Source organism: Micromonospora inositola, assembly GCF_900090285.1.
GTDB classification, from domain to species: domain Bacteria; phylum Actinomycetota; class Actinomycetes; order Mycobacteriales; family Micromonosporaceae; genus Micromonospora; species Micromonospora inositola.
On the sequence record NZ_LT607754.1, the window covers coordinates 1,002,212 to 1,028,641 of the forward strand.

A 26,430-nucleotide genomic window follows, 5' to 3' on the forward strand; every position below is an offset into this window, starting at 1 on the left:
ACGTAAGGAGCGCACCGTGACCGACCAGCACGACCACGACGGCCCGGACGCAGCGCTGCGGGCCGACATCCGCCGGCTCGGCACCCTCCTCGGGCAGACCCTCGCCCGGCAGGAGGGCCGCCCCCTGCTCGACCTGGTCGAGGAGATCCGAGCGCAGGTCCGATCCGACCCCCCGGCCGCCGCCCAGCGCCTCGGCGGCCTCGACGTCACCACCGGCACCAAGCTGGCCCGGGCCTTCTCCACCTACTTCCACCTGGCCAACATCACCGAGCAGGTGCACCGGGCCCGCGACCTGCGGCGCCGCCGGGCGGTCCAGGGCGGCTGGCTCGACCAGGCCGCCAAGATGATCGCCGAGCGCGGAGTGCCGGCCGAGGAGATCGCCGCCGCGGCCCGCCGGCTCGCGGTACGCCCCGTCTTCACCGCCCACCCGACCGAGGCGGCCCGCCGCTCGATCCTGTCCAAGCTGCGGGCGATCGCCGACGAGCTGGACGCCGAGACCGCCAACGCGATCCTCTACGGGGCCAGCGACGAGGGGCCGGCCAACCGGCGTCTGGCCGAGCTGCTGGACCTGATGTGGCAGACCGACGAGCTGCGGCTGGACCGGCCGGACCCGACCGACGAGGCCCGCAACGCCATCTACTACCTGCGGGACCTGTACGCCGAGGCTGCCCCGCAGGTCCTCGACGACCTCGCCGACACGCTGCGCACCCTCGGCGTGGAGACCTCGCCGACGTCCCGCCCGCTGACCTTCGGCACCTGGATCGGCGGCGACCGGGACGGCAACCCGTTCGTCACCCCGGGGGTCACCCGGGAGGTGCTGCGGATCCAGCACGAGCACGGGATCTCGGCCACCGAGGCGGCGATGGAGCACCTGATCAACGAGGTCTCCGTCTCCCGCCGGCTGCGCGCGGTGTCGCTGGACCTCTCCGCCAGCCTCGCCGCCGACCTGGACGCGCTGCCCGAGGTGGCGCCCCGGTTCCGCCGGGTCAATGCCGAGGAGCCGTACCGGCTCAAGGCCCGCTGCGTGAAGGCGAAGCTGGCCAACACCCGGGAGCGGCTGCGCGCCGGCACCGCGCACGTGCCGGGGCGGGACTACCGCGGCTCCGCCGAGCTGATCGCCGACCTGGAGCTGCTGCGCGCCTCGCTGGCCCGCAACTCCGGGCAGCTCACCGCCGTCGGCCGGCTGGCCTCCACCATCCGTACGGTCTCCGCGTTCGGCCTGCACCTGGCGACCATGGACGTCCGGGAACACGCCGAGGCGCACCACGCGGTGCTCGCCCAGCTGTACGCGGCCGTCGGCGAGGTGTCGGACTACCCGTCGCTGACCCGGCTGGAGCGGACCAAGCTGCTCGCCGACGAGCTGGCCGGCCGCCGGCCGCTCTCCACCCTGGACACCCCGCTGACCGAGGGCGCGCAGAAGACGCTCGACGTGTTCGGGGCGATCCGGGAGGCGCAGGACCGGTTCGGCTCCGAGGTGATCGAGTCGTACATCATCTCGATGACCCTGGGCGTGGACGACGTGCTCGCCGCGGTGGTGCTGGCCCGCGAGGCCGGCCTGGTCGACGTGCACTCCGGCCGGGCCCGGATCGGCCTCGTGCCGCTGCTGGAGACCCCGGCCGAGCTGAACGCCGGCGGCGAGCTGCTGGACGAGCTGCTGTCGCTGCCCGCGTACCGGGCCCTGGTCGCGGCCCGGGGCGACGTGCAGGAGGTGATGCTCGGCTACTCCGACTCGAACAAGGAGGCGGGCATCACCACCAGCCAGTGGTCGATCCACCGGGCCCAGCGCGCGCTGCGCGACGTGGCCGCCCGGCACGGCGTGCACCTGCGGCTGTTCCACGGCCGCGGCGGCACCGTGGGTCGCGGTGGCGGGCCGACGCACGACGCCATCCTGGCCCAGCCGTACGGCACGCTGGACGGCGCGATCAAGGTGACCGAGCAGGGCGAGGTCATCTCCGACAAGTACACGCTGCCCGCGCTGGCCCGGGAGAACCTGGAGCTGACCGTGGCCGCGGTGCTCCAGGCGACGCTGCTGCACACCGCGCCCCGGCAGCCGGCCGAGATGTTGGAACGCTGGGACGCCACGATGGACGTCGTCTCGGAGGCGGCGTTCCGGTCGTACCGGTCGCTGGTCGAGGAGCCGGACCTGCCGGCGTACTTCTGGGCCTCCACCCCGACCGAGCTGCTCGGCGCGCTGAACATCGGCTCCCGACCGGCGAAGCGGCCGAACACCGGGGCCGGGCTGGCCGGCCTGCGGGCCATCCCGTGGGTGTTCGGCTGGACGCAGACCCGGCAGATCGTGCCGGGCTGGTACGGCGTCGGTTCCGGCCTGGCCGCCGCGCGGGCGGCTGGGCTGGAGGACGTGCTCGCCGAGATGAACCGCAACTGGCACTTCTTCCGCACGTTCCTGTCGAACGTCGAGATGATGCTGACCAAGACCGACCTGACGATCGCTCGGCGGTACGTCGAGACCCTGGTGCCGAAGAAGCTGCACCCGATCTTCGACAAGATCCAGCAGGAGTACGAGCTGACCAAGCAGGAAGTGCTGGCGGTGACCGCGTCGCCGGCGCTGCTGGAGAACTCGCCGGTGCTCCAGCGCACCCTGGCGGTGCGGGACACCTACCTGGAGCCGCTGCACCATCTCCAGGTGGCGCTGCTCCAGCAGTACCGCGACTCCGGCGCCGCCGGCCGGGCGGTGGCCACCGCACCGGGCGGCCGCCGCGCCCCCAACGACGGTACGGCGCTGGAGCGGGCGCTGCTGACCACGGTCAACGGCATCGCCGCCGGCATGCGCAACACCGGCTGACCCGGAACGCACGGAGACGGCCCTCGACCGGGCCCTTTCCGTGCGTTCAGCGGGCGGTCACCAGTCGCCGCCGCCGCCGAAGTCCCCGCCGCCGAAGTCGCCTCCACCGAAGTCGCCGCCGAAGTCCCCGCCGCCGGCGTAGTCGCCGCCACCGCCACCGCCCGAGAAGTCCCCGGCGTAGTCGCCGCCGCCCTGGTCGCCGCCGCCCTGGTCGCCGCCGCCCTGGTCGCCGAAGTCCCCGCCCTGGTCCTGGCCGTCGTTCAAGCCCTCCTGGTAGCCGGCCTCGTAGCCGTAGCCCGGGCCCGCGAAGGCCGGCGAGAAGAGCGCGTCGGCGATCAGGATGCCGCCGAGCACGCCGGCCCCGGTGCCGAGCGCGGTCTTCCACCACGGCGTCGAGTACCAGCCCGCCGGCACCGGACGGCCCTGCCAGTTGCCGCCCGGGTAGTAGTAGGGCGTCTGGTTGCCCGGCTGCGGGCCGGCCCGGTAGGTCTGCCCCTGCACGTTGACCTCGCGCTCCTTGGTGAGCATGCCCGCGCCCCGGGCGGCGGCCAGCGGTGGCAGCTCCGGGCCCGGGTCGATGCCCATCGCGGTGCGGGCGGCCCGGATGTAGGCCAGCCCCTCCAACGCGGTCTCCCGGGCCAGCGCGAACTGGTGCGGGGTCCTCGCCTGCTCCAGCTGGGACCCGGCGGCGTTGTACCGCTCACCCGCGTCGGCCAGCGCCTGACGCACCGCCGGCGCGTCGCCGTGCAGGTTCATCAGTTGGCCACCGAGGCGCTCGTACCAGCGCTGCGCCTCCGCGCGGGCGTCGGCCAGCTCGGTGGCCCGTCGGGACCTGCTCCCCCATCGCCAGAACACGAACGCACCTCCGAGCATCAGGACCAGGATCACCCACAGGGCAACTTCCATGCCCTCGAACCTACCCACCGGGCGCTCGTCGTATCCGTTTGGCAAGCTCTTCGGCATGAACTTCGCGACGCTGGCCGTGGTGGTGCTCTGCCTCGCCGCGGGCGGCGCCGTCGGCTGGCTCGCCGCCCGGTCCCGCGCGGCGACCCAGATCGCCTGGTTGGAGGCGACGCTGGAGGCCACTCGGGCGGGCGAGGGGCGGCTGGAGCAGTCGATGCGGGCGCTCAGCTACGAGGCCACCGCCCAGTCGCAGGAGGCCGTCGCCCGGGCGGTCGCCCCGCTGCACGACACGCTCCGGCGGTACGAGCAGCGGGTCGCCGAGCTGGAGCACGACCGGGTCGACGCGTACGCCGAGCTGCGCGAGCAGGTCCGGGCGATGAGCATGGTCTCCGGGGAGCTGCGCACCGAGACCAAGCAGCTGGTCGCCGCGCTGCGCGCGCCGCAGGTGCGGGGGCGCTGGGGTGAGCACCAGCTCCGCCGGATCGTCGAGGCCGCCGGCCTGCTGGAGCACTGTGACTTCGACGAGCAGGTCACCGCCGCCACCGACCACCAGGGGGTACGCCCCGACCTGGTGGTGCGGCTGCACGGCGGGCGCAGCGTGGTGGTCGACGCCAAGGCGCCCTTCGACGCGTACCTGACCGCGATGGAGGCGCGCGACGAGCGGGGGCGGGACACCCACCTGGACGCGCACGCGAGGCACCTGCGGGCGCACGTGGACGCGCTCGCTGCCAAGACCTACTGGGCGGCGTTCGACTCGACGCCGGAGTTCGTGGTGCTCTTCGTGCCGGCCGACCCGTTCCTCGACGTCGCGTTGCAGCGCGACCCGTCGCTGCTGGAGCACGCCTTCGCCCGCAACGTGGTGCTCGCGACCCCGGCCACCCTGGTGGCGCTGCTGCGCACGGTGGCCTACTCGTGGCGGCAGGAGGCGTTGGCGCGCAACGCGGTCGCGGTGCACTCCCTGGCCCGCGAGCTGTACGGGCGACTGTCCACCCTGGGCGACCACGTCGGCAAGCTCGGCGCGTCGCTCGGCGGGGCGGTGACCGCGTACAACCGGGCGGTCGGGTCGCTGGAGGCACGGGTGCTGGTCAGCGCGCGCAAGCTCGCCGAGCTGGGCGTCTCCGACCAGGAGTTGGCCACCCCGGCGCAGGTGGAGCTGGCACCCCGGCAGCCGCAGGCCCCGGAGCTGGTCGGGACCGTCGACGAGGGTCGGTCCACATCGGCCGAACGGTCAACAGACATCGACGTTTAACACGACGGGCGTGACGGTGAGGGCCGACTCACGTCACGGAGTGGTCACAACCTACTTCGGAGTAGTGACATCGACGCCGGCCACCCCGAAGGATTTCGATCACGCGTGCCCTTTTTCTCTCTGAAGGGCCCTGTTCTCTGGAGGAAGAGAACGTGAGTCAACCCCGCAACCGGAGCCGGCGTACCTCGGCCGCGCTCTTCGCCTCGGTCCTCGCGGCCGGCGCGATGACCGTGGGGGGTGGCGCCGCGACCGCGAGCGCAGCCCCCGCCACCACCCCCGACGCCTCGCAGCCGACCGCCGTCGAGACGCTGGGCGCGCACGACGCCAAGCTCCTCGACGAGGCGGAGGCGAAGCACGCTCCGACCGTCACCCTGATCATCGCCGCCAAGAAGGGCTCCGCCAAGAAGGTCGCCGACGGCCTGAAGGGCCTCGGCGCCTCCATCAGCGAGCGGTACGACCAGGTCGGCTACCTGCTGGCCAAGGTCCCCACCGCGAAGGTCCTCAAGGCCGCCACGCTGCCCGGCGTCTCCGCCGTCGACCTCGACGAGACCATCAAGCTCCCCGACCCGGCCCCCGAGGCCGCCCCGGCCGGCGCGAAGACCGCCGCGCAGGGCGAGACGCTGGCCGGCCCCGGTGGGGACACCGGTGCGGTCAACCCGTACATGCCGACCAACGAGACCGGCGCGGAGGCCTTCAAGGCCGCCCACCCGGCGTGGGACGGCCGCGGCGTCACCATCGGCATCATGGACTCCGGCATCGACCTGGACCAGCCGGCGCTGCAGAAGACCACCACCGGCGAGCGCAAGATCGTCGACTGGGTCACCGCGACGGACCCGCTCGAGGACGCCACCTGGCGCGCGATGATCACCGAGGTGACCGGCCCGTCGTTCACCAACTCCCTCGGCACCTGGACGGCGCCGGCCGGCACGTACAAGTTCAACACCTTCCGCGAGTCCATCACCGCCGCCAGCGACCCGGCCGGTGACGTCAACCGCGACGGCGACACCACCGACGTGTGGGGCATCCTCTACAACCCGGTGACCCATGACATCCGGGTGGACGTCAACCAGAACAAGGACTTCACCGACGACGACGTGATGCGGCCGTACAAGGAGAAGTTCCAGGTCGGTCACTTCGGCACGGACAACCCGGCCACCGCGGTCCGCGAGCAGATCCCGTTCGTCGTGGAGTACCGCGAGGACGTCGACACCACTCCGGTCGGCGGCCCCGGCCTCGTCGACTACGTGAACATCGGCATCATCGAGGCGACCCACGGCACGCACGTCGCCGGCATCACCGCCGCCAACGACATGCTGGGCAACAGCGCCTTCGACGGCGCCGCCCCCGGCGCCAAGCTGGTCTCCGCCCGGGCCTGCTCCTGGGGCGGTGGCTGCACCGCCGCGGCGCTCACCACCGGCATGGCCGACCTGGTGATCAACCGCAAGGTCGACGTGGTCAACATGTCGATCGGCGGCCTGCCGGCGCTCAACGACGGCTCGAACGCCCGCGCGAACCTCTACAACGACCTGATCAACACGTACGGCGTGCAGATGTTCATCTCGGCCGGCAACTCCGGCCCGGGCCTGAACACCGTCGGCGACCCCTCCGTCGCCGCCGACGTGGTCAGCGTCGCCGCGAACATCAGCAAGGACACCTGGCTGGCCAACTACGGCTCGGTGGTCCGCAAGGACAACGCGCTGTTCAACTTCTCCTCGCGCGGCCCACGTGAGGACGGCGGCTTCAAGCCGAACATCTCCGCCCCCGGCTCGGCCATCTCCACCGCGCCGACCTGGCAGCCGGGCAACCCGGTCCCCGAGGCCGGCTACCCGCTGCCCCCGGGCTACCAGATGCTGAACGGCACCTCGATGGCCTCCCCGCAGGCCACCGGCGCCGCCGCGCTGCTGCTGTCGGCCGCCAAGGCGACCGACAAGGGCGTCACCCCGGCCGCGCTGCGCCGGGCCATCTACACCTCCGCCAAGCCGATCGCCGGCGTCCCGACGTACGGCCAGGGCTACGGCATGTTCAATGTGCCCGGCGCGTGGGGCCTGCTGAGCAAGGGCGTGCAGACCCGGACCTACACCTCCGCGGCGCCGGTCTGCACCGAACTGTCGGAGAACCTGACGAAGTACAACAAGGACTCCGGTGAGTTCGAGTCGACCCCGAACGTGGGCGTCGGCGTCTACAACCGCTGCGCCGCCGATCGCGGTGGTCAGAAGGTCAAGGAGGGTCGCTCCTACGAGGTCAGGCTGACCCGGACCAGCGGCCCGAACAAGGGCATCGCCCACAACGTCGCGTTCCGCGGCAATGACGGCACGTTCACCGCGCCGCAGGTCGTGTGGCTGCCGCTGAACAAGACCGTCACCGCCAAGATCAAGGCGAAGCCGCTGACCGCGGGGGCGCACGGCGCGATCATGACGATCGACGACCCGGCCACCTCGGTGGTCGACTTCGAGGTCTCCACCGTCGTGGTCGCCTCGACCGCGGTCTCCGCCCCGGCGTACTCCTTCTCTACCGAGGGTTCGGTCGAGCGGAACGGCTTCACCTCGTACTTCGTGACGGTGCCGCAGGGCGCGGGCGCGCTCCAGGTCAACCTCTCCGGCATCGCGACCGGTTCGCAGACCCGGTTCGTCGCCTTCAACCCGTACGGCGTGCCGGTGGAGAGCACCGCAAGCACCGCCTGCTACACCAACTTCTCCGACGCCGCCGTCTGCAAGCCCCAGGAGCGGGACTACCAGAACCCGATCCCGGGTGTCTGGGAGATCGAGGTGGAGGCCCGCCGGACCTCGCCGGCGCTGGACAACCCGTTCCAGCTCCAGGCTCGGGTGCAGGGCGTCAAGGTCGAGCCGGCCGTGGTCGAGCTGCCGTCGGTCACCGCCGGCACGCCGACCCAGGTGAGCTGGGGCCTGACCAACACCTTCGGCCCGGTCCAGGTCACTGGCGTGGGTGGCCCGCTCTCCAGCGTCCGCGCCGAGCGCCCGACCATCGCCGAGGGCGCCGTCCAGGAGTACCTGGTGGACGTTCCGGCGGGGGCGACCTCGTTCACCGCTCGGATCGGCAACACCGCCAACCTCGGCGCCGACCTGGACCTGTACGTCTTCCTCGGGGCCACCGAGGTCGGCCGCTCGGCCGACGGTGACTCCGAGGAGGCGGTGACCCTGAAGAACCCGGCCGCCGGCACCTACCGGGTCCGGATCGACGGGTACGCCGTCGACGGCCCGGGCACCAGCACCGCGTACGACTACCGGGACTCCTTCTCGGCTGCGGCGCTGGGCTCGCTGTCCGCCCCGAACACCCCGCTGTCCCTGGCCAACGGCGCCACCGCCACCCTCACCGGTACGGTGACCGCCCTGGCCACCCCGGCCGCCGGTCGCGAGCTCTTCGGCGACCTGGCCGTCACCACCATCGAGGGCGCGGTCGTCGGCCGTGGCTCGGTGGCCATCGGCGCGGTGAACTGACCGCCCGCTGAACCAAGGAGCCCCGCCCCCGTTCCCGGGGGTGGGGCTCCTCCCGTTTCGGCCCGGCCACCGCCGGGAGGACGGGGGTCAGGCCGGGCGGGCGGCTGCCACGACGAAGGGGGTGCCCTGTTGGCAGGTGGTCATCATGCCCGGCTGGGAACGGCCGGTGACGGTGACCTTGGCCCCGGGCTTCAGCACGTCGCGGGGGCCGCCGACCAGCAGGTTGCCGTCGAGCAGCAGGCAGTTCGGTTCCACGCCGGCCTGGATGGTGCCGGTGAGGACGGTGTCGCCGGCCGGCGGCGGCTTCGTCGGGCCACCTCTCGGCGGGGCGGTCGGGCCCTTCGTGGTGGGCAGCGGGTCCACCGGGTTCCCCGGGTCGTTCGGGCTGGCGGTCGGTTCCGGAGTCGGCTGGCTGGTCACCGGGGCTGCTCCCGTCGGGGTGGCGGTGCCGTCCGGACCGTCCTGGCCGCCGCAGGCGCTCAGCGCCGCGCAGACGACCAGGGCGGGGACGGCGAGCCGAAGGTTCCTCATACCCGTATCGGACGTACGGCGGGGGTGGTCCGTTCCCGGCGGCCGGTCAGTCCCGCGCGGCCGTCGCGGCGGCCTTCATGTCCCGCTTGAGCTCCTGCGGCAGCGAGAAGGTCAGCCGCTCGTTGGCGGTGGTGATCTCCTCGACGTCGGTGAAGCCCCGCTCGGCGAGGTGCGCGAGCACCTGCTGGACCAGCTCGTCGGGGACGCTGGCACCGGAGGTGACGCCGACCGTGCCGGCACCGGCCAGCCAGGCGTCGTCGATCTCGTCGGCGAAGTCGACCAGGTGACCGGCGCGGGCGCCGGCGTCCAGCGCCACCTCGACCAGGCGGACCGAGTTGGAGGAGTTGCGCGACCCGACGACGATCACCACGTCGCAGTCGGGGGCGATCTCCTTCACCACGTGCTGCCGGTTGGAGGTGGCGTAGCAGATGTCGTCGCTGGGCGGCGACTGGAGCAGCGGCAGCCGAGACTTGAGCCGGGCCACGGTCTCCAGCGTCTCGTCCACCGACAGGGTGGTCTGCGAGAGCCAGACGACCTTGTTCGGGTCACGCACGGTGACTTTGTCGGCCCCGTCCGGGCCGTCGACCAGCTGGATGTGCGCGGGGGCCTCACCGGCGGTGCCGACGACCTCCTCGTGCCCCTCGTGGCCGATCAGCAGGATGTCGTAGTCCTCGGCGGCGAACCGCTTGGCCTCCTGGTGCACCTTGGTGACCAGCGGGCAGGTCGCGTCGATCGCCTTGAGCGAGCGCGCCTTCGCCTGCTCGTAGACCTCGGGGGCCACGCCGTGCGCGGAGAAGATCACGGTGGCGCCCTCGGGCACCTCCTCGTTCTCCTCCACGAAGATCGCGCCCTCGGCCTCCAGGGTCTGCACCACGTGCTTGTTGTGCACGATCTGCTTGCGCACGTAGATGGGCGCGCCGTAGAGCTTCAGCGCCTCCTCGACGGTCTGCACCGCCCGGTCCACGCCCGCGCAGTAGCCGCGGGGCTTGGCCAGGAGCACGCGCTTGCCGGTCCGGGGAGTCGTCTCAGCCTGAGTCACCCACCCATCCTACGTGCCGGGTTTTCCGACGGCAGCGGCTGCGACCCGTGCCACAGGGGGCCGCACGGGCTGGCAGAATGACCGGACCGGCAGCGCGCGGGGCCATCGGGAACCCCTGCACGGGTACGAGAGGACGCGCGCATGGTGATCCAGAAGACCCCCGACGAGATCGAGCTGATGGCCCGGGCGGGTGCCGTCCTGGCCGAGGTGCCCACCGTCGCGATCACCGAGGCGGGCCCGCGCGTCCTCACCGCCCGCCCCGCCGAGTCCCACCTCCTCCCCGGTTCCCTCGCCGCCGAGGCCTGAGCCCGGTGATCAGGAGGTTTGCGTCCGGAAAACGCCCGTGCGCGGACGCAAACCCCTCGATCGACAAGGCCGGCCGTAGGGTGGGCGGGTGAGCGAGGCGGGGCGGAGCACGTCGGAAGAGCCGTGGCCGGTACGGGTGGTCAGCCAGAAGGTGGGCGCCTGGATCGCGCGGCTCGGGTGGGTGTGGGTGGACGGGCAGGTGGCGCAGATCAGCCGCCGGCCCGGGGCGAGCACCGTGTTCCTCACCCTGCGCGACCCGTCGGCGGATCTCAGCCTGACCGTCACCACCAACCGGGACGTGCTCGACGCGGGCGCGCCGGAGCTGCGCGAGGGCGCCCGGGTGGTGCTGCACGCCAAGCCGGAGTTCTACGCCGCCCGGGGCACGCTGAGCCTGCGCGCCGACGAGATCCGGCAGGTCGGGCTCGGTGAGCTGCTGGCCCGGCTGGAGAAGCTCAAGAAGCTGCTCGCCGCCGAGGGGCTCTTCGACCGGAACCGCAAGCGCCGCCCGCCGTTCCTGCCCGGGCGGATCGGGCTGATCACCGGCCGCGCCTCGGCCGCCGAACGGGACGTGCTGACCAACGCGCGGCGGCGCTGGCCGGCGGTGGAGTTTCGCACGGTCAACGTCGCGGTGCAGGGACCGGGCGCCGTCCCGCAGATCGTCGACGCGCTCAAGGTGCTCGACGCCGATCCGACCATCGACGTGATCATCCTGGCCCGGGGCGGCGGCAGCATCGAGGACCTGCTCCCCTTCTCCGACGAGGCGCTCTGCCGGGCGGTCTTCGCCTGCCGGACGCCGGTGGTGAGCGCGATCGGCCACGAGACGGACGCCCCGCTGGTCGACTACGTCGCCGACGTCCGCGCGTCGACGCCCACCGACGCGGCGAAGCGGATCGTCCCGGACCTCACCGAGGAGATACGCCTCATCGGCCAGGCCCGGTCCCGCCTGGAGCGGGCCGTACGCAACCTGGTCGACCGGGAGTCGCACCGGCTGGACCTGCTGCGCTCCCGCCCGGTGCTGGCCCGGCCGCAGGTGATGGTCGACCAGCGGGCCGCCGAGGTGACCGCGCTGCGCGACCGGACCGGCCGCTGCCTGGAGCACCGGCTCGGCGCCGCCGGCGACGACCTGCGGCACACGCTGGCCCGGCTGCGCGCGCTCTCCCCCGCCGCCACTCTCGACCGCGGGTACGCGATCGTGCAGCGCGCCGACGGCCACGTGGTCCGAGCGTCCGCCGAGGTGGCCAAGGGCGACCCGCTGCGGGTACGCCTCGCCGACGGCGAGCTGACCGCGACCGTCGACGGCTGACGGTCGGGCGCGCAGCGGGCGACGGCGGACGGATGTGGTGGGATGGGTGCGATGACTGACGAGAAGCAGGACGAGCGGCTCAGCTACGAGCAGGCCCGCGCCGAGCTGGCCCAGGTGGTCGAGCGGCTGGAGACCGGCGGCACGTCGCTGGAGGATTCGCTGGCGCTCTGGGAGCGCGGCGAGCAGCTGGCCGAGATCTGCCAGCGCTGGCTGGACGGCGCCCGGGCGCGGATCGACGCGGCCCGGCAGCGCGCCGAGGACTGACGCCGGCGGCGGGACGGCCGGAGCCGCCCCGCCAGCGGGCTCAGTTGAACAGGTTGTAGAACTCCGGCGGCGCCTCCACGACCTGGTCGGCCGGCGGCTTCTGCGCGGCCGTGGCACTGCCGTAGTCCGAGTACGTGATCTTGATGTCCTGGGCGGCGCTCTGGCCGGCCGCCGGCACCTGGACCACCATCTCGCTGAGCCGGCCCTGCGGGTCCAGCTTCGCGGTGAACGGCACCGACTTCGCCTGCGCGCCGACCGCGGTGATCACGGTGGGGTCGACCGAGCCGGCCTCGGCCGCCCGGGACACGTCGAGCGTGCCGGCGTACGTGCCCTCGCCGGTCTGCCGGACCTCGGTGATGCCCTGCGTCAGCACCGCGCTGCCGGCCGGGTCGACCTTGTCGAAGTCGAAGCCCAGCGCCCGGTTGCCCTTGATCCGGGTCTGGTCCAGGTGCTGGTACTTGCCGAGGTTGAGCTTCTGCACCCCGGGGATGCTGCTGGCCGACTTGCCGCCCAGCTCCACCTTCACCCAGCTGTCCGGCTTGAAGTGGATCAGGTCGAGCTTCATCATCAGGTCGGAGGACGGGTCGCCGATCGTCACCCGCATCTCCGCGCTCTGGCTGGGCTCGTGCACCTGACCCTCGGCGGTGGAGCCGGCGCCGGACATGGTGAACCGGAAGTTGCCGTTCCGGATCTCGTTCGTGGAGTTCAGCAGCGCCTGCTTGGCGTCGCCGGTAACGGGGGTGGCACCGCTCGGCGCGATGCTGCCGGAGACCGTCGGGGACGCGGAGGCCCCCGCCTCGCCGGTCCCGGTGCTGTTGCAGGCGGCCAGGCCAGGAGTGAGCAGCGCCGCGGCGAAAGCCGCCGCGCTGAAACGTCGAATCATCACGTGAACCTCTCCAGGTGGGTCGTCCGGCCCACGGAGGCGCCGGAGGCGTGGCGCCGCAGCCCTCACGCCGGCTCCGGCGCACGAGCACCGTCCGGCCGGCGGAGCGACCCGGCGAGCTCGTGCTCCCTCTGTTCCCTGAAGCGGCCTTCCGCAATCACTGTCCGGTCCTCGCGGTCCACGCCGGGCGTGCCGGGTTAGGAGCCCGGGCAGCCTGGCGGAGGACGACGGGCCCGCATGGGGCCCGGAAGTCAGCGGAGGGCGTTGGCGAGCTGGCGCAGCTCGGCCTCCCCGGCGTCGCCGACCACGATCACCGTCCTCGCCGGTTCGAGCAGCACCAGCGCCTGCTCGTTGCCGCGGGCGGTGTAGCGCTGCCACCTCCCGCCGGGCAGGTCGGCCGTCCCCTGCGGCTGGCCGCCGCTCAGCTCGGCGGGCAGCAGCTTCTCGGCGGGCACGTTGCTCTGCACGAGCTGGGCGCCGCGCCCCTCCGGGGTCAGGTAGCCGATCCGCAGCGTCGCCCCGGTCGGCTCGGTCTGGTAGCGGGCGCTGACCGTACGCCAGTCGGCGGCCAGGCCGGCGGGCGTGCTGACCGGGAACGTGTTGGCCGCCCGGGCCTGCTCGACGGCGGGCGCGGGGTCGACGGTGGCCGGCTCGTCGCCGCCGAGGAATCCCCGGTAGAAGGCGAGCAGCAGCGCGATGGGGACCAGCAGCACGAGCAGCGAGAGCACCATGTCCCGGGGCGACCGCTCGGCGCGGGACTTCTCCCGCCGGGGCGGCGGCGCGGGCTGGTCGCCGGAGACCGCCGGGTGCTCGCCAGCCCCACCCCGGGCCGCGCCGTGGACGGGCTCGACCAGCGCCGGCTCGCCCGCGTCCGCGATGGGCGCAGGCCCGGTGGCGGGCTCGACGAGGGCCGGCTCCCCGGCCTGCGGGGACGGCCCGGCGGTCGACCGGACCGGCGGCTGGCCGTCCGGTGGGGTCGCGTCGGCGGGTACGCGGTCGGCTGGCTGTGCGGGTTCCACCCGCACATTCTCGCAGCCGGCCGATCGGTGCCGCCCGGCCACCGGCGCCCACGGCCCGGGGCCGGTCGCGATCCGCCGCCCGGCTTTCCGACTCGCCCACGCCACCACCCCGCGCGACGGCCGGCGGGGCGACCCGACGACGGCGGCCGCGAGCTGGCGCCGACCGGCGGGAGCGACCCGCCGCCGCGGAGAGCGACCGATCTCACAGCCGACTCCGCCGCGGAGTCGGCCTGCGGCGGATCGGGCAGGTCACGACCGGCCGGGGCCTGGACCGCCCGGACGGCGGGAAGCTGGTCATCCCCGCCCCGCCCCGCCGTCACGTCGGCGATCGTGTGAGGATCAGCGACAAAGCCGGCAGCGGCGACGGCCGCATCCTGCCGGTCCACCCCGCAACGTCGCGAGGAGGAAGCCGTCATGACGAACACCAGGACGCGGATCCCGCAGGATCTCGACCGCAACCTTGCCCTCGACCTGGTCCGGGTCACCGAGGCCGCGGCGATGGCCGCCGGCCGGTGGGTCGGCCGGGGCGACAAGGAGGGCGGCGACGGGGCAGCCGTCGACGCGATGCGCAAACTGATCAACTCGATCCCGATGCGGGGCGTCGTGGTGATCGGCGAGGGCGAGAAGGACAACGCCCCGATGCTCTTCAACGGCGAGGAGGTCGGCGACGGCAGCGGCCCCGAGGTGGACGTGGCGGTGGACCCGGTCGACGGCACCACCCTGATGAGCAAGGGCATGCCGAACGCCCTCGCGGTGCTCGCGGTCTCCGAGCGGGGCTCGATGTTCGACCCGAGCGCCGTCTTTTACATGGAGAAGCTCGCCGTCGGCCCGATGTACGCCGACGTGGTGGACATCAACGCCGGGGTGGCCGACAACCTGCGCCGGATCGCCAAGGTCAAGGGCACCGACGTCTCCGAGGTGACGGTCTGCGTGCTGGACCGGTCCCGCCACGACGACCTGGTCAAGCAGATCCGGCGGACCGGCGCCGGCATCCGGTTCATCTCCGACGGCGACATCGCCGGCTCGATCGCCGCCGCCCGCGGCGAGTCCGACGTCGACGTGCTGATGGGCATCGGCGGCACGCCGGAGGGCATCATCTCCGCCTGCGCGCTCAAGTGCATGGGCGGGGCGATGCAGGCGAAGCTCTGGCCGCGCGACGCCCAGGAGCGGGAGAAGGCGCTCGCCGCCGGGCACGACCTGGACCGGGTGCTGCTCACCGACGACCTGGTCACCGGGGACAACTGCTTCTTCGTGGCGACCGGGGTGACCTCCGGCGACCTGCTGCGCGGCGTCCGCTACCGGGCCGGCGGGGCGTACACCCAGTCGATCGTGATGCGCTCCAAGAGCGGCACCATCCGGGTGATCGACTCGTACCACCGGCTGGAGAAGCTGGCGCTCTACTCGGCCGTCGACTTCGACGGCCGCCCGCTGGCCGAGCAGGAGTGACCGCAACCGGGACGGCGGCGCCCCCCACGCTGTCGACCACGCGGCGGATCGGCGGCGTCGGGCTGGCCTCCGCCGCCGGGGTCGCGGTGGCCGTGCAGTCCCGGATCAACGGCGAGTTGGGCGTACGGCTGGCCGACGGGATCGCCGCGGCGGTGGTCTCGTTCGGCCTGGGCCTGCTGGTGCTGCTGGTGCTGGTCCCCGCCACCCGGGGTGGCCGGCGGGGGCTGGCCGCGCTGCGGGCGGCGCTGGCCGAGGGGTCGCTGCGGCCGTGGCAGTGCCTCGGCGGGGTGTGCGGCGCGTTCCTGGTCGCCACCCAGGGGCTGACCATCGGCACCCTCGGCGTCGCCCTCTTCACCGTCGCCGTGGTCGCCGGCCAGTCCGGCAGCAGCCTGCTGGTGGACTGGGCCGGCATCGGGCCGACGGGCCGGCAGCCGGTCACCCCGAACCGACTGGTCGGCGCGGTGCTGACCGTGGTCGCGGTGCTGCTGGCGGTGGGCGACCGGCTCGGCGACCCGGGCGCCCTGGCGCTGGCCCTGCTGCCGCTGCTCGCCGGGGTGGGCATCGCCTGGCAGCAGGCGGTCAACGGCCGGGTGCGGGGGGCCGCCGGCAGCGCCCTGGCGGCCACGCTGGTGAACTTCACGGTGGGCACGGTGGCCCTGCTCGCCACCCTCGCGATCGAGATGGCGGTCCGCGGCCGCCCGAGTGGCAGCTTCCCGACCGAGCCCTGGCTCTACCTGGGCGGCCCGATCGGCATCGTCTTCATCGCGCTCGCCGCCGCCATCGTCCGCTTCACCGGGGTGCTGCTGCTCGGGCTGGCCACCATCGCCGGGCAGATCGTCGGCGCCGTACTGCTGGACCTGGTCCTACCGGCCGCGGCCTCGCATCCCGGACCGACCACCCTGCTCGGCGCGGCGCTGACCCTGGTCGCGGTCCTGATCGCGGCGCTCGGGCCGGCACCGCGCCGCTGACGCCCGCCGGACGGCGGGCGACGCGGGCGGCGCCGGCCGGTCAGCGGCGCAGCGCGGCGACGGTCTCGGCGAGGGAGAGGTCCAGCGGGGTCGGCTCGACGCCGAGGGTGGCGGTCGCCGCGCTGGAGTCGAGCAGGTAGGGCCGGTCGAACTGGTAGGCGGTCTCCCGCAGCTCGCGGGCCATCGGGTTGGCCAGGCCGCCGAGCCAGAGCACCGGGTAGGGCATCCGGGTCAGCTTCGGCGCGGGGGCGCCGGTCAGGGCAGCGACCCGGGTCGCCAGCTCCCGCACGGTGACGGCGGGCGCGCTGGGCACGTGCCAGGCGCGGCCCCAGGCCCGCGGGTCGGTGGCGGCCGCGACGACGGTGCGGGCCACGTCGTCGACGTACGTGAGGGTGTGCGGGGCGTCCATGTCGACCGGCAGGAAGACGCGCTGCCCGGCGATGACCCTCGGCAGCACCATCATCGGCAGCGCGGTGGCGCCCACGCCCAGGTAGTCGGAGCCGCGCACCTCGGTGACCCGGGCCCGCCCGGCCCGGTGGGCGGCGAGCGCGTCGGCCCACATCCGGTTCCGTACCCGCCCCTTGGTGCCGGTCGCGGCCAGCGGGGTGTCCTCGGTGATCGGGGCGTCGACCGGGCCGTAGCCGTAGAGGTTGCCGACGGTGGCGAGCACCGCGCCGCTGCGCTCGGCGGCGGTGAGCAGCGCGGCGGCGAGCGGCGGCCAGTCGGTCGGCCACCGGTGGTACGCCGGGTTGGCGCAGTTGTAGAGGGCGTCGGCGCCGTCGGTCAGCGCGGCCAGCCGGTCCGCGTCGGCGGCGTCGGCGGCGACCCGCTCGACGGCCGGGTGCTCGGGTCCGGTGCCCCGGCGGGTCACCACGCGGACCCGGTCGCCGCGCTCCGCGAGGAGCCGGGCGGTGGCGGTGCCGACCGGGCCGGCGCCGACGATGACGTGCAGGGCCATGGGAGGCCACCTTTCGAAGCAGGGATCCGATTAGAGAGCACCGCTCTCGTGAGGACGCGACCAGCATGACGCGCCCCGCGCCATTTCGTCAAGAGCGGTGCTCTCGGTTTTGATTGGCGCTCTCGTCCGTGGCAGAGTGGGGGCATGGTCGCTCCCTCGCTACGCGCCCGGGTCCGCGCCGGAATGATCGAGGAGATCAAGGCGGTGGCCCGCCGCCACCTGGCCACCGACGGCGCCAACCTCTCGCTGCGCGCGGTCGCCCGGGACATGGGCATGGTCTCGTCGGCCATCTACCGCTACTTCCCCAGCCGGGACGACCTGCTCACCGCGCTGATCCTGGAGGCGTACGACGCGCTCGGCGACGCGGTGGAGGCGGCCGACGCGGCCGTCGGGCGGGACGACCTGCGCGGGCGCTGGCACGCCGTCTGCCGGGCCGCCCGGGCCTGGGCGCTGGCCCACCCGGCCGAGTACGCCCTGATCTACGGCAGCCCGGTCCCCGGGTACGCGGCCCCGGACGACACGGTCGGGCCGGCCGCGCGTCCCCCGGTCGTGCTGGTCGGCATCCTCCACGACGGAGTGACCAGCGGCCGGCTCACCCCACCGCCCGACGACGAGCTGCCCGGCCCCCTGCGCCGGGACCTCGCGGAGATCGCCGCCGGCCTGTACCCCGGCATGTCCGAGGCGCTGCTGGCCCGCGGCATGGCCGGCTGGACCCAGCTGTTCGGGCTGATCAGCTTCGAACTCTTCGGCCGGATCAATCGGATGCTCCCGCACCGGGACGAGTACTTCGACCACCAGACCGGCCTGATGGCCGACCTGATCGGCCTCCCCCGACCGTCCTGACCCGCCCTCGGGCGCGACCCGGGCCGGGCTCCCCGACCGGTCAGCTCCCGTCGGAGGAGTGGCCGGGGAAGAGGTGGGCGGTCGGGTCGATCGCCACCGCCGCGTTGTTCACCGCCGTGGCGGCTTCACCGAAGCCGGTGGCGATCAGCCGGACCTTCCCCGCGTACTCCGTGATGTCACCGGCGGCGAAGACCCGGGGCAGGTTCGTGGCCATCGCGCTGTCCACCACGATGTGCCGGCGGTCCAGCTGGAGCCCCCACTCGGCGAGCGGGCCCAGGTCGGCGGTGAAGCCGAGCGCCGCGATGACGGTGTCCACCGGCAGCATCTCCGCCGCGCCAGCCCGGACGACGATCTCCGCGGCGGTCACCCGGTCCTCCCCGTGCAGCCGGGTCACCTCGGCGTTGACCACCACCCGAACCGGCAGGGACAGCACCCGGGCGACGGTCGACGCGTGGGCGCGGAACCGTTCGCGGCGGTGCACCAGGGTCACCGACCGGGCCAGCGGCTGAAGGGTCAGGGCCCAGTCGAAGGCGGAGTCACCACCGCCGACGATCAGCACGTCCCGGCCGGCCAGTTCGGTCGGCTGCGGTACGAAGTAGACGATTCCGGTGCCGACGAAGCTGTCGGCGGCGGGCAGCGGCCGGGGCGTGAAGCTGCCCAGCCCGCCGGTGACGATCACCGCGCCGCAGCTCAGCTGCTCGCCCCCGGCGAGACCCAGCACCGGCCGCCCGTCGACGTAGGAGAGCTTCTCGGCCCGGGTGCCCAGCAGGTACGCCGGCGCGAACGGCGCGGCCTGGGCGACCAGGTTCGCCACCAGGTCCCGCCCCTTGACGGCGGGGAACCCGGCGACGTCGAGGATCAGCTTCTCCGGGTACATCGCGGCGACCTGGCCGCCCGGCTCGGGCAGCGCGTCGATCACCGCCACGGAGAGCCCACGGAACCCGGCGTAGTACGCGGCGAAGAGCCCGGCCGGACCGGCCCCGATCACGGCGACATCGACTTCGCGCATGCGTACCGTCACTTTCGCCTTACGGATCAACGTGTGCTGATGCCGACGGTATGCGTGCGGATGCCGCCGGGCAAGCACGTCCCATGACCCTTTCGGGCGACCGTGACGGCCGGTCAGGGCAGGGTGAGCGGCGGCTCCGTGTGCTGCGGCTGGTCCAGCTCGGCGCGGCGACGCCGGAACAGGATCGCCGCGACGATCCCGCCGAGCAGCCCGAACAGGTGGCCCTGCCAGGAGATCCGCTCGTCGGTGGGGAGGATCCCGAGCAGTTGCCAGCCGTAGAGCAGGCCGACCAGCAGCACCACGGCGACGTTCCACCAACTCCGCTCGACGACGCCCCGGGTGAGCAGGATGCCCAGGTAGCCGAAGATGACGCCGCTGGCGCCGACCACCACCGAGTTGGGTGAGCCGGTGAACCACACCCCCAGCCCGCTGACCAGGATGATCACCAGCGTCGACCAGAGGAATCGGCGGGTGCCGGCGGCGAGCACGAAGGTGCCGAGCAGGATCAGCGGGATGCTGTTGCTGTAGAGGTGGTTGAAGTCGGCGTGCAGGAACGGCGAGAAGAAGACGCCGTCCAGCCCCTGGATCCGGTGCGGGATGATCCCGGCCGCCACGTCGAGGTCGGCGTGCAGCCCGACGTCGAGCGCCTCGATGAGGAACAGCACCGGCACGACCGCGCACATCGCGACGAAGGCCCGGCCCAGCGAGGCGTAGAACGCCTCGGTGCCGAACCGGTGGGGATCGCCGCCCGTCGGGCCGCCGCGCCAGGTCACGTACCAATGGCTATCAGCAATCGCGGTCGACCGCCACTCGTGCGGCGCGTCCCCCCGCGACACGACGACGGCGGGGTGTGCGGCTTCCCACACACCCCGCCGTCGTCAGGTCGGATCAGTACCAGCCGGTGCTCTGCGAGTGCGACCAGGCGCCGCACGGGTCGTCGTACCGGCCCTCGATGTAGCCGAGCCCCCATTTGATCTGGGTGGCCGGGTTGGTCTTCCAGTCGTCGGCGACCGAGCCCATCTTGCTGCCGGGCAGCGCCTGCGGGATGCCGTACGCACCGGAGCCGGAGTTGTAGGCCTTGTGGTTCCAGCCGCTCTCCTTGGTCCAGAGCTTGTCCAGACACGGGAACTGGTCGATGCCGAAGCCCGCGTCGAGCATGAGCGCGCAGCCGATCGCCCGGTTGCCGCTGTACTCCTCGCAGGAGGCCGGGATCGGGCCGTCGTACGGCTTGGTGGCCGCCTTGGCCGCGGCGTCCGCCGCCGCCCGCTCCTTCTTCCGGGACGCCGCCGCGGCCTCGGCCTCGCGGGCCCGCTCGGCGGCCTCCTTGGCCGCCGCCGCGGCCCGCAGCTTCGCCTGGTACTCGGCGGCCCGCTGCTTGGCCGAATCCAGCCGGTGATCGGCCTGCCGGTCACGCTGGTACGCGTACTCCGCCTGGTCGACCTCGAGGCCGACCTGCGCGGTCAGGCCCTGCTGCTGGGTTTCCCGGTCTTCGCCCAGGTAGAAGCCACCGGCAACGCCCACGGAGAGCAGCGCGACAGCGGCAGTGCGGGCGCCGAACCGGCTCCACAGCCGACTCACGAAGTGGTCCCTTCGTCGGGGGCAAGGACACGACGCGAGGCGTGGCCGTCGTGGCCGCGTCGGCGCCGTGAGCGCCCCGACCTCGCGGGTCGCAATCGACGCACCGGCGTTCACCGACCTCCGTCGCCCGGGGGGGCGAACGATGACCGACGATCTTCATAGGTGCGTGGGCGCTCGTTGGACACCATTGCGCACAGTGAGGCGGATGGGAAACCAAGAGCCTCATTTGTGACCTGGGCCACAAAATGAATGCGCTCAAACAGTGACAAACACGGCAGTGGATCGATATCAGAGCGGGATGTCCTCCAACAGATCCGTCACCATGGCGGCGATCGGCGACCGCTCCGAACGACTGAGCGTGACATGCGCGAAGAGCGGATGGCCCTTCAGCGCCTCGATCACCGCGGTCACCCCGTCGTGCCGTCCGACCCGCAGGTTGTCCCGCTGGGCGACGTCGTGGGTGAGCACCACCCGCGACCCCTGGCCGATCCGGGAGAGGACGGTGAGCAGGACCCCCCGCTCCAGCGACTGGGCCTCGTCGACGATCACGAAGGCATCGTGCAGGCTCCGCCCCCGGATGTGGGTGAGCGGCAGCACCTCGAGGATGCCCCGGGAGGTGACCTCCTCCAGCACGTTCTCGTGCACCACCGCGCCGAGGGTGTCGAAGACCGCCTGGGCCCAGGGCGACATCTTCTCCGACTCCGACCCGGGCAGGTATCCCAGCTCCTGACCGCCGACGGCGTAGAGCGGACGGAAGACGACCACCTTCTTGTGCCGGCGACGCTCCATCACCGCCTCCAGCCCGGCGCAGAGCGCCAGGGCGGACTTGCCGGTGCCCGCCCGCCCGCCGAGCGAGACGATCCCGATCGACTCGTCCAGCAGCAGGTCCAGCGCCACCCGCTGCTCGGCCGAGCGGCCGCGCACGCCGAACGCCTCCCGGTCGCCGCGGACCAGTCGAACGGTCTTGTCGGGCAGTACCCGACCGAGCGCCGAGCCGCGGGCCGAGTGCAGCACCAGACCGGTGTGGCAGGGCAGCCCGGCGGCGGCGTCCAGGTCGAGCGTCTCGCCCGCGTACAGCCGGCCGATCTGCTCCTCGCCCAACTCCAGCTCGGCCATGCCGGTCCAGGTCGGGTCGCTGGCCTGGCCGTGCCGGTACTCGTCCGCCCGCAGGCCGACCGAGGCCGCCTTCACCCGCAGCGGCATGTCCTTGCTGACCAGGGTGACCTCACGCCCCTCGGCGGCGAGGTTGAGCGCCACGGAGAGGATCCGGGCGTCGTTCGACTCGTTCCGGAAGCCGGGTGGCAGCACCCCGTCGTCGGTGTGGTTCAGCTCCACCCGGAGCGTTCCGCCCTGGTCGTTGGCGGGCACCGGCCGGTCCAGCCGGCCGTGCTTCACCCGCAGCTCGTCGAGCATGCGCAGCGACTGCCGGGCGAACCAGCCCAGTTCCGGGTGCTGCCGCTTCCCCTCCAGCTCGGAGATGACGACGAGCGGCAGCACCACCTCGTGCTCGGCGAAGCGGTGGAACGCCGCGGGATCGGAGAGGAGGACCGAGGTGTCCAGGACGAAGGCCTGGCCGGCTGGTCGGGGCTCCTCGGTGCCGACCGGCGCGGCCGCGGTGGTGCGGCGGCTGCGGGCGGTCCGGCGGGTCGTGGCAGTCGCGGCCGGGGTCTGGTCGGCACCGGCGGGGGTACGGCGAGTCGTCACAGGCCTGCTCCGCGGATGGGCACCCGGCCACCCGTGTTCCGCCTCGTCCGGTGCCCGGTGGACACGGGGTCGGATGCGGGCCCCGTGCGCGAGGTCGCAGGTCCGGGCTGGCCGGCTGGCCCGGGAGAACCCCGCGCCATGAGTAGACGCTAACCGCGTCACGGCCCTTCGGCTAGTAGGCGACATCGGATCCCACCCGGCCGGGGCGTGCACGCCGGGCGGCGGAACCGGCCGGGATGCATGCCCCCTGCGCGCATCCCGGCCGGTGGGACCTGCGTCACCGGTCTGACGTGGTCCCGACGGTGCGTGTCCGCCGCGGACGACGCACCGTGTCTCTGGCGGACCTCAGCCCTGCCGGCGGGCCAGCGTCCCGGTCGGGTGCCGGCCGACCACCGTGCTCACCGACTGCGTGAACGAGGACCCGGTGTAGGTGGTCCCCTGCCGGGTGGCGATCCCGCCGAGCTGCGCGGTCGCGGTGCCGCGCGAGGACGGGCCGGGCGCGGGGCGACCACCGAGCGGGACGGCCCCCGATGTCGCCGTACCGTCGACCGGGACCGCGGCGGGCGTCGTCGTGCCGCCCAGCGGGACCGCGGCGGAGGTCGTGCCGCTCCGCGGCGCCGCCGCGGGCGGCCCCGGGGCGACGACCGGGCCGGCCAGCGCCGAGGCGATGGCGGCCTGGGCGTCGCGGCGCCGGCGGTTCCAGGCGCCCCGGTCACCGTCGAAGTAGCCCTGTCGGTAACCGAAGCGGTAGCCGATCCGGTAGCTGAGCTGGCCGTGCAGCCGGCCCGCCGCGTAGCTGGTCGACCCGAGGACGAGGACGAGGAAGACCGCGAGGAAGGGGCTCATCCGGCCGCTCCCGCCGGCGTCGGATCACCGGACACCGCGGTCGCCCGCCGGGTCATCGCTCCTCCGGCTCGGCCGCGGGGTCGACGACCAGCAGCCGCTCCAGATCGGCGGTGCTGACCTCCTCGACCAGTTCGACGCTGATCCGGCAGCCGTCCAGGACGACCTCCGCGACCGAGGAGCGCCGGATCTCGCCGCCGGCGTCATAGACCCGGACGCTCAGTTCGGGACAGCCGAGGTGGGTACGCCAGGCGTTCCACTCGTCCCGGTCCCCGACGCTGAGCGACAGGTAGCGGCAACCCCGGGCGAGGTAGAGGCGCCACGGCGCGCTCAGCCCGGCGGCCACCCCCTCGGCGATCAGGCCGAACGCCTGGGCGCGGGTGGCGAGCTCGGTCACAAGACCCCCCTGAAACCCGCGGAGTGACGCATGTGAGCACTCGTCGTCTCAAGCACGTGACACACCGTAAGTTGTCTCATGAGCGTGACAGTATCAGCTTTTCGTCTGTTTACCGCCGTACTGGCGGGCATCTATTCTGCCCGGGTGACACCCCTCAAGAGCAGCGCTGGATCGTTTACCGGAAGCCCGAGAGAGCCGTCACGTCCGCGTGACAGCAGCGTGCCGGGCGGCCCCGGGACGGACGACTGGTCGTACCGTCACGGGGTGACCGAGACGGCTAACGCACGGAAGATCGCCTTCGCCACCTTCGTACGACGCGCGCTGGACGACGCCCGGGCCATGCGGGCCTGGAGCGGGACCGAGGTCTCCCGCCGCACCGGCGTCTCCCGACAGACCATCAACCGCTGGGTACGCGGCGACTGGGCCAGCGACCCGGAGGCGGAGCGGGTGGTCGCCTTCTGCGAGGGACTGGGCCTCAACCCGGCGACCGCCTTCACCGCGCTGGGCTGGGACCGGACGACCCCGCCCCGCAGCGCCCCCACGCCACCGCCGATGGACCCCGACGTCGAGGCGCTGCTCCGCCGCCTGGTGGATCCGAATGTGTCGGAGGCGGAGAAGTTCCACATCCGGGAAACCATTCGTTACCTCGCCTATCGTCCGACGCTTCCGGCTGACGTGGGAAAACGAGGCAGGCAGGCCGGATAGTTAACAAGCTGGGTCATTTGCTCAGATGGCGAAAGAACGGTAAGGCAGACCCGATCGTTTCACTCCGGGGCCGGAACGGGCGCGCTAGCGTCCCTATTCGTACTGCTTGGGCTCGTCGTCGGCGGGGGGACGGGACAAGGCCGAATCCAGCCCTGCGGGACAGAAGGAGGGGTCTGTCCATGACCCTGAAATGGTTGGCAGTCGTGGTCGCGGTGGTGTCGGTGACATCGTGCGTGACCGGCAACGTGGTGGTCGGCGTGATCAACGGCGGGCAGCTTCCCCTGGTCGTCAACCTCTTCGCCCTCACCGCCGCCGGCACCGCGGTGGTTCTCGCAGTGATCGCCGAGCTGCACGACCGGCTCAACGACCGGGTCAGTGCGCTCACCGAGTTCCTGGTGGCCCGGCTGAACGAGATCGAGGCGCACACCGGCGACCGGAACACCGGCTTCGTGGAGGGCTACCTGCTCAGCCACGGCCAGGACGCGGCCGTCGTGCCGTTCGGACGCCGGGGACGGGGGGCCGCCGAACGCTGAGTTTCCCGACCGCCGAGCGTCACATCTCGGCCACGAATGAGCCGCCCCGCCCGGGGTACGCTGTCGCGCGTGCCGCCGTTGAATCTGGGCAACCAGCAGCCGATGACCCCGTTGGACGCCGAGCATGCGTGGCGTGCCACCGCCGAGCGGGCAGCCGACACGGTGCTCTTCTTCGACTTCGACGGCACCCTCGCGCCGGTCGACGACGACCCGACCGCGGTCCAGCCCGCCCCGAAGGTGCTCGCCGCGCTGGAGTCGCTCGCCCCGCTCGTACGCCGGATCGCCATCGTCTCCGCGCGGCCGGTGGAGTTCCTCCGCGACCACCTCGGCGGCCTCGCCGGGATCGACCTGTACGGGCTCTACGGCCTGGAGCACAGCCACTCCGGCGGCGAGACGGTCACCGAGCCGGCCGCCCTGCCCTGGGTGCCCACCATGTCGGAGCTGGCCGAGCAGGCCCGCGCCGAGCTGCCGCCCGGCGCCCTGGTGGAGTTCAAGCGGCTCTCCGTCGCCCTGCACTGGCGCACCGCCCCGCAGCTCGGCGGCCTGGTGCAGGAGTGGGGCCGGGCCCGCGCCGAGCGGCTCGGGCTGCGCTGCCAGGCCGGCCGGATGGTGCTGGAGCTCAAGCCCCCGGTCGACCGGGACAAGGGCATGGTGATCGGCGAGATCGTCCGGGACGCCGGCGGCGCCTGGTACTTCGGCGACGACGTCTCCGACATCAAGGCCTTCGCCGCGCTGCGCGCCCGCGCCGCCGCCGATCCCCACTTCGTCGGCGTCTGCGTGGCCGTCGCGAACCCGGAAACCGGTCACGAGGTCGCCGACGCCGCCGACCTCACCCTCGACTCCCCCGCCGCCCTCGCCACCTTCCTCACCGACGCCCTCCCCCACCTCACCTGAGCGACAGGGGCGGCGGGGGTCAGGCGCCGAAGCGGCGTTGGCGGGTGGCGTAGGAGCGCAGGGCGCGGAGGAAGTCGACGCGGCGGAAGTCCGGCCAGTTGAGTTCGCAGAAGTAGAACTCCGAGTGGGCCGACTGCCAGAGCATGAAGCCGGAGAGGCGCTGCTCGCCGCTGGTCCGGATGATCAGATCCGGATCGGGCAGGCCCTTGGTGTAGAGGTGCTCGGAGATGTGGTCGACGTCGATCGAGTTGGCCAGCTCCTCGATCGTGCCCCCGTTCGCCGCGTGCTCCAGCAGCAGCGAGCGGACCGCGTCGGCGATCTCCCGCCGGCCGCCGTACCCGACCGCGATGTTGACCTGGGCGCCGCCGCTGCGGTCCCGGGTGCGCTCGTCGGCGGCCTTCAGCGCGGCGGCGTGCTGCGCGGGCAGCACGTCGAGCGCGCCGACCATCCGCAGCCGCCAGGGGTTGCCCTCCTCGGCCAGCTCGCTGGTGAGGTCCTCGATGATCTGGAGCAGCGGGTCCAGCTCGGCCGCCGGCCGGGACAGGTTGTCGGTGGAGAGCAGCCAGAGCGTCACGTGGCCCACGCCGGCCGCGTCGCACCAGCGCAGCAGCTCCTTGATCCGCTCGGCGCCCATCCGGTGGCCGTCGTTGGGATCGACGAAGCCCATCTCCCGGGCCCACCTGCGGTTGCCGTCGCACATCACACCGACGTGCCGGGGCACCGGCTTGCCCGCGAGCTTGGCCGTGAGCCGGCGCTCGTACACGGAGTAGAGGAGTTTCCGCAGAGTCATCACCTTG

General features: G+C 73.1%; 25 protein-coding genes. 12 read left to right on the forward strand and 13 right to left on the reverse strand.

Annotated elements, in window-relative coordinates:
* Positions 1-16: 16 nt before the first annotated feature.
* Positions 17-2,803, forward strand: coding sequence for a phosphoenolpyruvate carboxylase (ppc, locus tag GA0070613_RS04700; protein WP_089011164.1), 2,787 nt, complete (start codon positions 17-19; stop codon positions 2,801-2,803).
* Between the two features lie 57 nt (positions 2,804-2,860).
* On the opposite strand, the gene GA0070613_RS04705 is transcribed toward ppc, so the two are convergent.
* Positions 2,861-3,709, reverse strand: coding sequence for a hypothetical protein (locus GA0070613_RS04705; RefSeq protein ID WP_089011165.1), 849 nt, complete (start codon positions 3,707-3,709; stop codon positions 2,861-2,863).
* Positions 3,710-3,764: 55 nt separating this feature from the next.
* Here GA0070613_RS04705 and GA0070613_RS04710 point away from each other — a divergent pair, with 55 nt between their 5' ends.
* Both GA0070613_RS04710 and GA0070613_RS04715 read left to right on the forward strand, forming a co-directional pair.
* Positions 3,765-4,955, forward strand: a complete 1,191-nt coding sequence (locus GA0070613_RS04710) for a DNA recombination protein RmuC (RefSeq protein WP_089015755.1) — start codon at positions 3,765-3,767, stop codon at positions 4,953-4,955.
* A 152-nt stretch (positions 4,956-5,107) separates the two neighbouring features.
* Positions 5,108-8,410, forward strand: coding sequence for a S8 family serine peptidase (locus GA0070613_RS04715; protein ID WP_089011166.1), 3,303 nt, complete (start codon positions 5,108-5,110; stop codon positions 8,408-8,410).
* Between the two features lie 87 nt (positions 8,411-8,497).
* Here GA0070613_RS04715 and GA0070613_RS04720 read toward each other — a convergent pair whose 3' ends face one another.
* Positions 8,498-8,941 carry a hypothetical protein gene (locus GA0070613_RS04720; protein ID WP_089011167.1) on the reverse strand — a complete coding sequence of 148 codons (444 nt, stop codon included), beginning with the start codon at positions 8,939-8,941 and terminating at the stop codon, positions 8,498-8,500.
* Between the two features lie 46 nt (positions 8,942-8,987).
* A complete protein-coding gene (locus GA0070613_RS04725) occupies positions 8,988-9,980 on the reverse strand; it encodes a 4-hydroxy-3-methylbut-2-enyl diphosphate reductase (RefSeq protein WP_089011168.1) in 993 nt (330 codons plus the stop codon).
* Positions 9,981-10,121: 141 nt separating this feature from the next.
* On the opposite strand from GA0070613_RS04725, the gene GA0070613_RS31890 reads away from it, so the two are divergent.
* The 3 genes from GA0070613_RS31890 to GA0070613_RS04735 all read left to right on the forward strand — a co-directional run bounded on the left by GA0070613_RS31890 (position 10,122) and on the right by GA0070613_RS04735 (position 11,853).
* Positions 10,122-10,286: a hypothetical protein gene (locus GA0070613_RS31890; protein ID WP_157746273.1), complete on the forward strand. Its 165-nt coding sequence runs from the start codon at positions 10,122-10,124 to the stop codon at positions 10,284-10,286.
* Between the two features lie 88 nt (positions 10,287-10,374).
* Positions 10,375-11,589, forward strand: a complete 1,215-nt coding sequence (xseA, locus tag GA0070613_RS04730) for an exodeoxyribonuclease VII large subunit (protein ID WP_089011169.1) — start codon at positions 10,375-10,377, stop codon at positions 11,587-11,589.
* A 51-nt stretch (positions 11,590-11,640) separates the two neighbouring features.
* A complete protein-coding gene (locus GA0070613_RS04735; RefSeq protein ID WP_089015756.1) occupies positions 11,641-11,853 on the forward strand; it encodes an exodeoxyribonuclease VII small subunit in 213 nt (70 codons plus the stop codon).
* A gap of 40 nt (positions 11,854-11,893) precedes the next feature.
* Here the strand turns inward: GA0070613_RS04735 and GA0070613_RS04740 are convergent, their stop codons facing one another.
* The gene (locus tag GA0070613_RS04740) at positions 11,894-12,736 is read right to left on the reverse strand and encodes a hypothetical protein (protein ID WP_231929668.1); all 843 of its coding nucleotides are present in this window, start codon (positions 12,734-12,736) and stop codon (positions 11,894-11,896) included.
* A 251-nt stretch (positions 12,737-12,987) separates the two neighbouring features.
* Positions 12,988-13,755: a DUF4245 domain-containing protein gene (locus GA0070613_RS04745; protein WP_089015757.1), complete on the reverse strand. Its 768-nt coding sequence runs from the start codon at positions 13,753-13,755 to the stop codon at positions 12,988-12,990.
* Between the two features lie 414 nt (positions 13,756-14,169).
* On the opposite strand from GA0070613_RS04745, the gene glpX reads away from it, so the two are divergent.
* Positions 14,170-15,201, forward strand: a complete 1,032-nt coding sequence (gene glpX, locus GA0070613_RS04750) for a class II fructose-bisphosphatase (RefSeq protein WP_089011171.1) — start codon at positions 14,170-14,172, stop codon at positions 15,199-15,201.
* Positions 15,198-16,169 (forward strand): DMT family transporter, encoded by a 972-nt coding sequence (locus GA0070613_RS04755; protein WP_089011172.1) that lies wholly within the window; start codon positions 15,198-15,200, stop codon positions 16,167-16,169. Before glpX ends, GA0070613_RS04755 begins: the two co-directional genes overlap by 4 nt.
* Before the next feature lie 40 nt (positions 16,170-16,209).
* On the opposite strand, the gene GA0070613_RS04760 is transcribed toward GA0070613_RS04755, so the two are convergent.
* Positions 16,210-17,127: an NAD-dependent epimerase/dehydratase family protein gene (locus GA0070613_RS04760; RefSeq protein ID WP_089011173.1), complete on the reverse strand. Its 918-nt coding sequence runs from the start codon at positions 17,125-17,127 to the stop codon at positions 16,210-16,212.
* A 144-nt stretch (positions 17,128-17,271) separates the two neighbouring features.
* Here GA0070613_RS04760 and GA0070613_RS04765 point away from each other — a divergent pair, with 144 nt between their 5' ends.
* Positions 17,272-17,970 (forward strand): TetR/AcrR family transcriptional regulator, encoded by a 699-nt coding sequence (locus GA0070613_RS04765; RefSeq protein WP_089011174.1) that lies wholly within the window; start codon positions 17,272-17,274, stop codon positions 17,968-17,970.
* Between the two features lie 40 nt (positions 17,971-18,010).
* Here GA0070613_RS04765 and GA0070613_RS04770 read toward each other — a convergent pair whose 3' ends face one another.
* From GA0070613_RS04770 to GA0070613_RS04795, 6 genes are all read right to left on the reverse strand, one after another.
* Positions 18,011-18,979 carry an NAD(P)/FAD-dependent oxidoreductase gene (locus GA0070613_RS04770; protein WP_089011175.1) on the reverse strand — a complete coding sequence of 323 codons (969 nt, stop codon included), beginning with the start codon at positions 18,977-18,979 and terminating at the stop codon, positions 18,011-18,013.
* Between the two features lie 113 nt (positions 18,980-19,092).
* Positions 19,093-19,752 carry a rhomboid family intramembrane serine protease gene (locus tag GA0070613_RS04775; protein WP_089011176.1) on the reverse strand — a complete coding sequence of 220 codons (660 nt, stop codon included), beginning with the start codon at positions 19,750-19,752 and terminating at the stop codon, positions 19,093-19,095.
* Positions 19,753-19,867: 115 nt separating this feature from the next.
* Complete coding sequence (locus GA0070613_RS04780) at positions 19,868-20,557, reverse strand: aggregation-promoting factor C-terminal-like domain-containing protein (protein ID WP_089011177.1); 690 nt, start codon at positions 20,555-20,557, stop codon at positions 19,868-19,870.
* A 288-nt stretch (positions 20,558-20,845) separates the two neighbouring features.
* Entirely contained in the window at positions 20,846-22,261 is a 1,416-nt protein-coding gene (locus GA0070613_RS04785) for a PhoH family protein (protein ID WP_089011178.1), read from the reverse strand.
* Between the two features lie 345 nt (positions 22,262-22,606).
* Positions 22,607-23,107 (reverse strand): hypothetical protein, encoded by a 501-nt coding sequence (locus GA0070613_RS34295; RefSeq protein WP_231929669.1) that lies wholly within the window; start codon positions 23,105-23,107, stop codon positions 22,607-22,609.
* Positions 23,108-23,159: 52 nt separating this feature from the next.
* Entirely contained in the window at positions 23,160-23,501 is a 342-nt protein-coding gene (locus GA0070613_RS04795; protein ID WP_089011179.1) for a hypothetical protein, read from the reverse strand.
* Between the two features lie 264 nt (positions 23,502-23,765).
* Here GA0070613_RS04795 and GA0070613_RS04800 point away from each other — a divergent pair, with 264 nt between their 5' ends.
* The 3 genes from GA0070613_RS04800 (at position 23,766) to otsB (ending at position 25,633) form a co-directional block, all read left to right on the forward strand.
* Complete coding sequence (locus GA0070613_RS04800; protein WP_089011180.1) at positions 23,766-24,206, forward strand: helix-turn-helix domain-containing protein; 441 nt, start codon at positions 23,766-23,768, stop codon at positions 24,204-24,206.
* Positions 24,207-24,385: 179 nt separating this feature from the next.
* Positions 24,386-24,739 (forward strand): hypothetical protein, encoded by a 354-nt coding sequence (locus GA0070613_RS04805; protein WP_089011181.1) that lies wholly within the window; start codon positions 24,386-24,388, stop codon positions 24,737-24,739.
* 69 nt (positions 24,740-24,808) lie between these two features.
* The gene (gene otsB / locus GA0070613_RS04810) at positions 24,809-25,633 is read left to right on the forward strand and encodes a trehalose-phosphatase (RefSeq protein WP_089011182.1); all 825 of its coding nucleotides are present in this window, start codon (positions 24,809-24,811) and stop codon (positions 25,631-25,633) included.
* A gap of 19 nt (positions 25,634-25,652) precedes the next feature.
* Here the strand turns inward: otsB and GA0070613_RS04815 are convergent, their stop codons facing one another.
* Positions 25,653-26,423 carry an isoprenyl transferase gene (locus tag GA0070613_RS04815; protein WP_089011183.1) on the reverse strand — a complete coding sequence of 257 codons (771 nt, stop codon included), beginning with the start codon at positions 26,421-26,423 and terminating at the stop codon, positions 25,653-25,655.
* Between the last annotated feature and the right edge of the window lie 7 nt (positions 26,424-26,430).

Coding starts and splice junctions, on each gene's coding strand:
- GA0070613_RS04705 (WP_089011165.1), bottom strand. CDS start 3,709: ATGGAAGTTGCCCTGTGGGTGATCCTGGTCCTGATGCTCGGAGGTGCG.
- GA0070613_RS04710 (WP_089015755.1), top strand. CDS start 3,765: ATGAACTTCGCGACGCTGGCCGTGGTGGTGCTCTGCCTCGCCGCGGGC.
- GA0070613_RS04720 (WP_089011167.1), bottom strand. CDS start 8,941: ATGAGGAACCTTCGGCTCGCCGTCCCCGCCCTGGTCGTCTGCGCGGCG.
- GA0070613_RS31890 (WP_157746273.1), top strand. CDS start 10,122: ATGGTGATCCAGAAGACCCCCGACGAGATCGAGCTGATGGCCCGGGCG.
- GA0070613_RS04735 (WP_089015756.1), top strand. CDS start 11,641: ATGACTGACGAGAAGCAGGACGAGCGGCTCAGCTACGAGCAGGCCCGC.
- GA0070613_RS04740 (WP_231929668.1), bottom strand. CDS start 12,736: ATGATTCGACGTTTCAGCGCGGCGGCTTTCGCCGCGGCGCTGCTCACT.
- glpX (WP_089011171.1), top strand. CDS start 14,170: ATGACGAACACCAGGACGCGGATCCCGCAGGATCTCGACCGCAACCTT.
- GA0070613_RS04760 (WP_089011173.1), bottom strand. CDS start 17,127: ATGGCCCTGCACGTCATCGTCGGCGCCGGCCCGGTCGGCACCGCCACC.
- GA0070613_RS04765 (WP_089011174.1), top strand. CDS start 17,272: ATGGTCGCTCCCTCGCTACGCGCCCGGGTCCGCGCCGGAATGATCGAG.
- GA0070613_RS04770 (WP_089011175.1), bottom strand. CDS start 18,979: ATGCGCGAAGTCGATGTCGCCGTGATCGGGGCCGGTCCGGCCGGGCTC.
- GA0070613_RS34295 (WP_231929669.1), bottom strand. CDS start 23,107: ATGAGCCCCTTCCTCGCGGTCTTCCTCGTCCTCGTCCTCGGGTCGACC.
- GA0070613_RS04805 (WP_089011181.1), top strand. CDS start 24,386: ATGACCCTGAAATGGTTGGCAGTCGTGGTCGCGGTGGTGTCGGTGACA.
- GA0070613_RS04815 (WP_089011183.1), bottom strand. CDS start 26,423: ATGACTCTGCGGAAACTCCTCTACTCCGTGTACGAGCGCCGGCTCACG.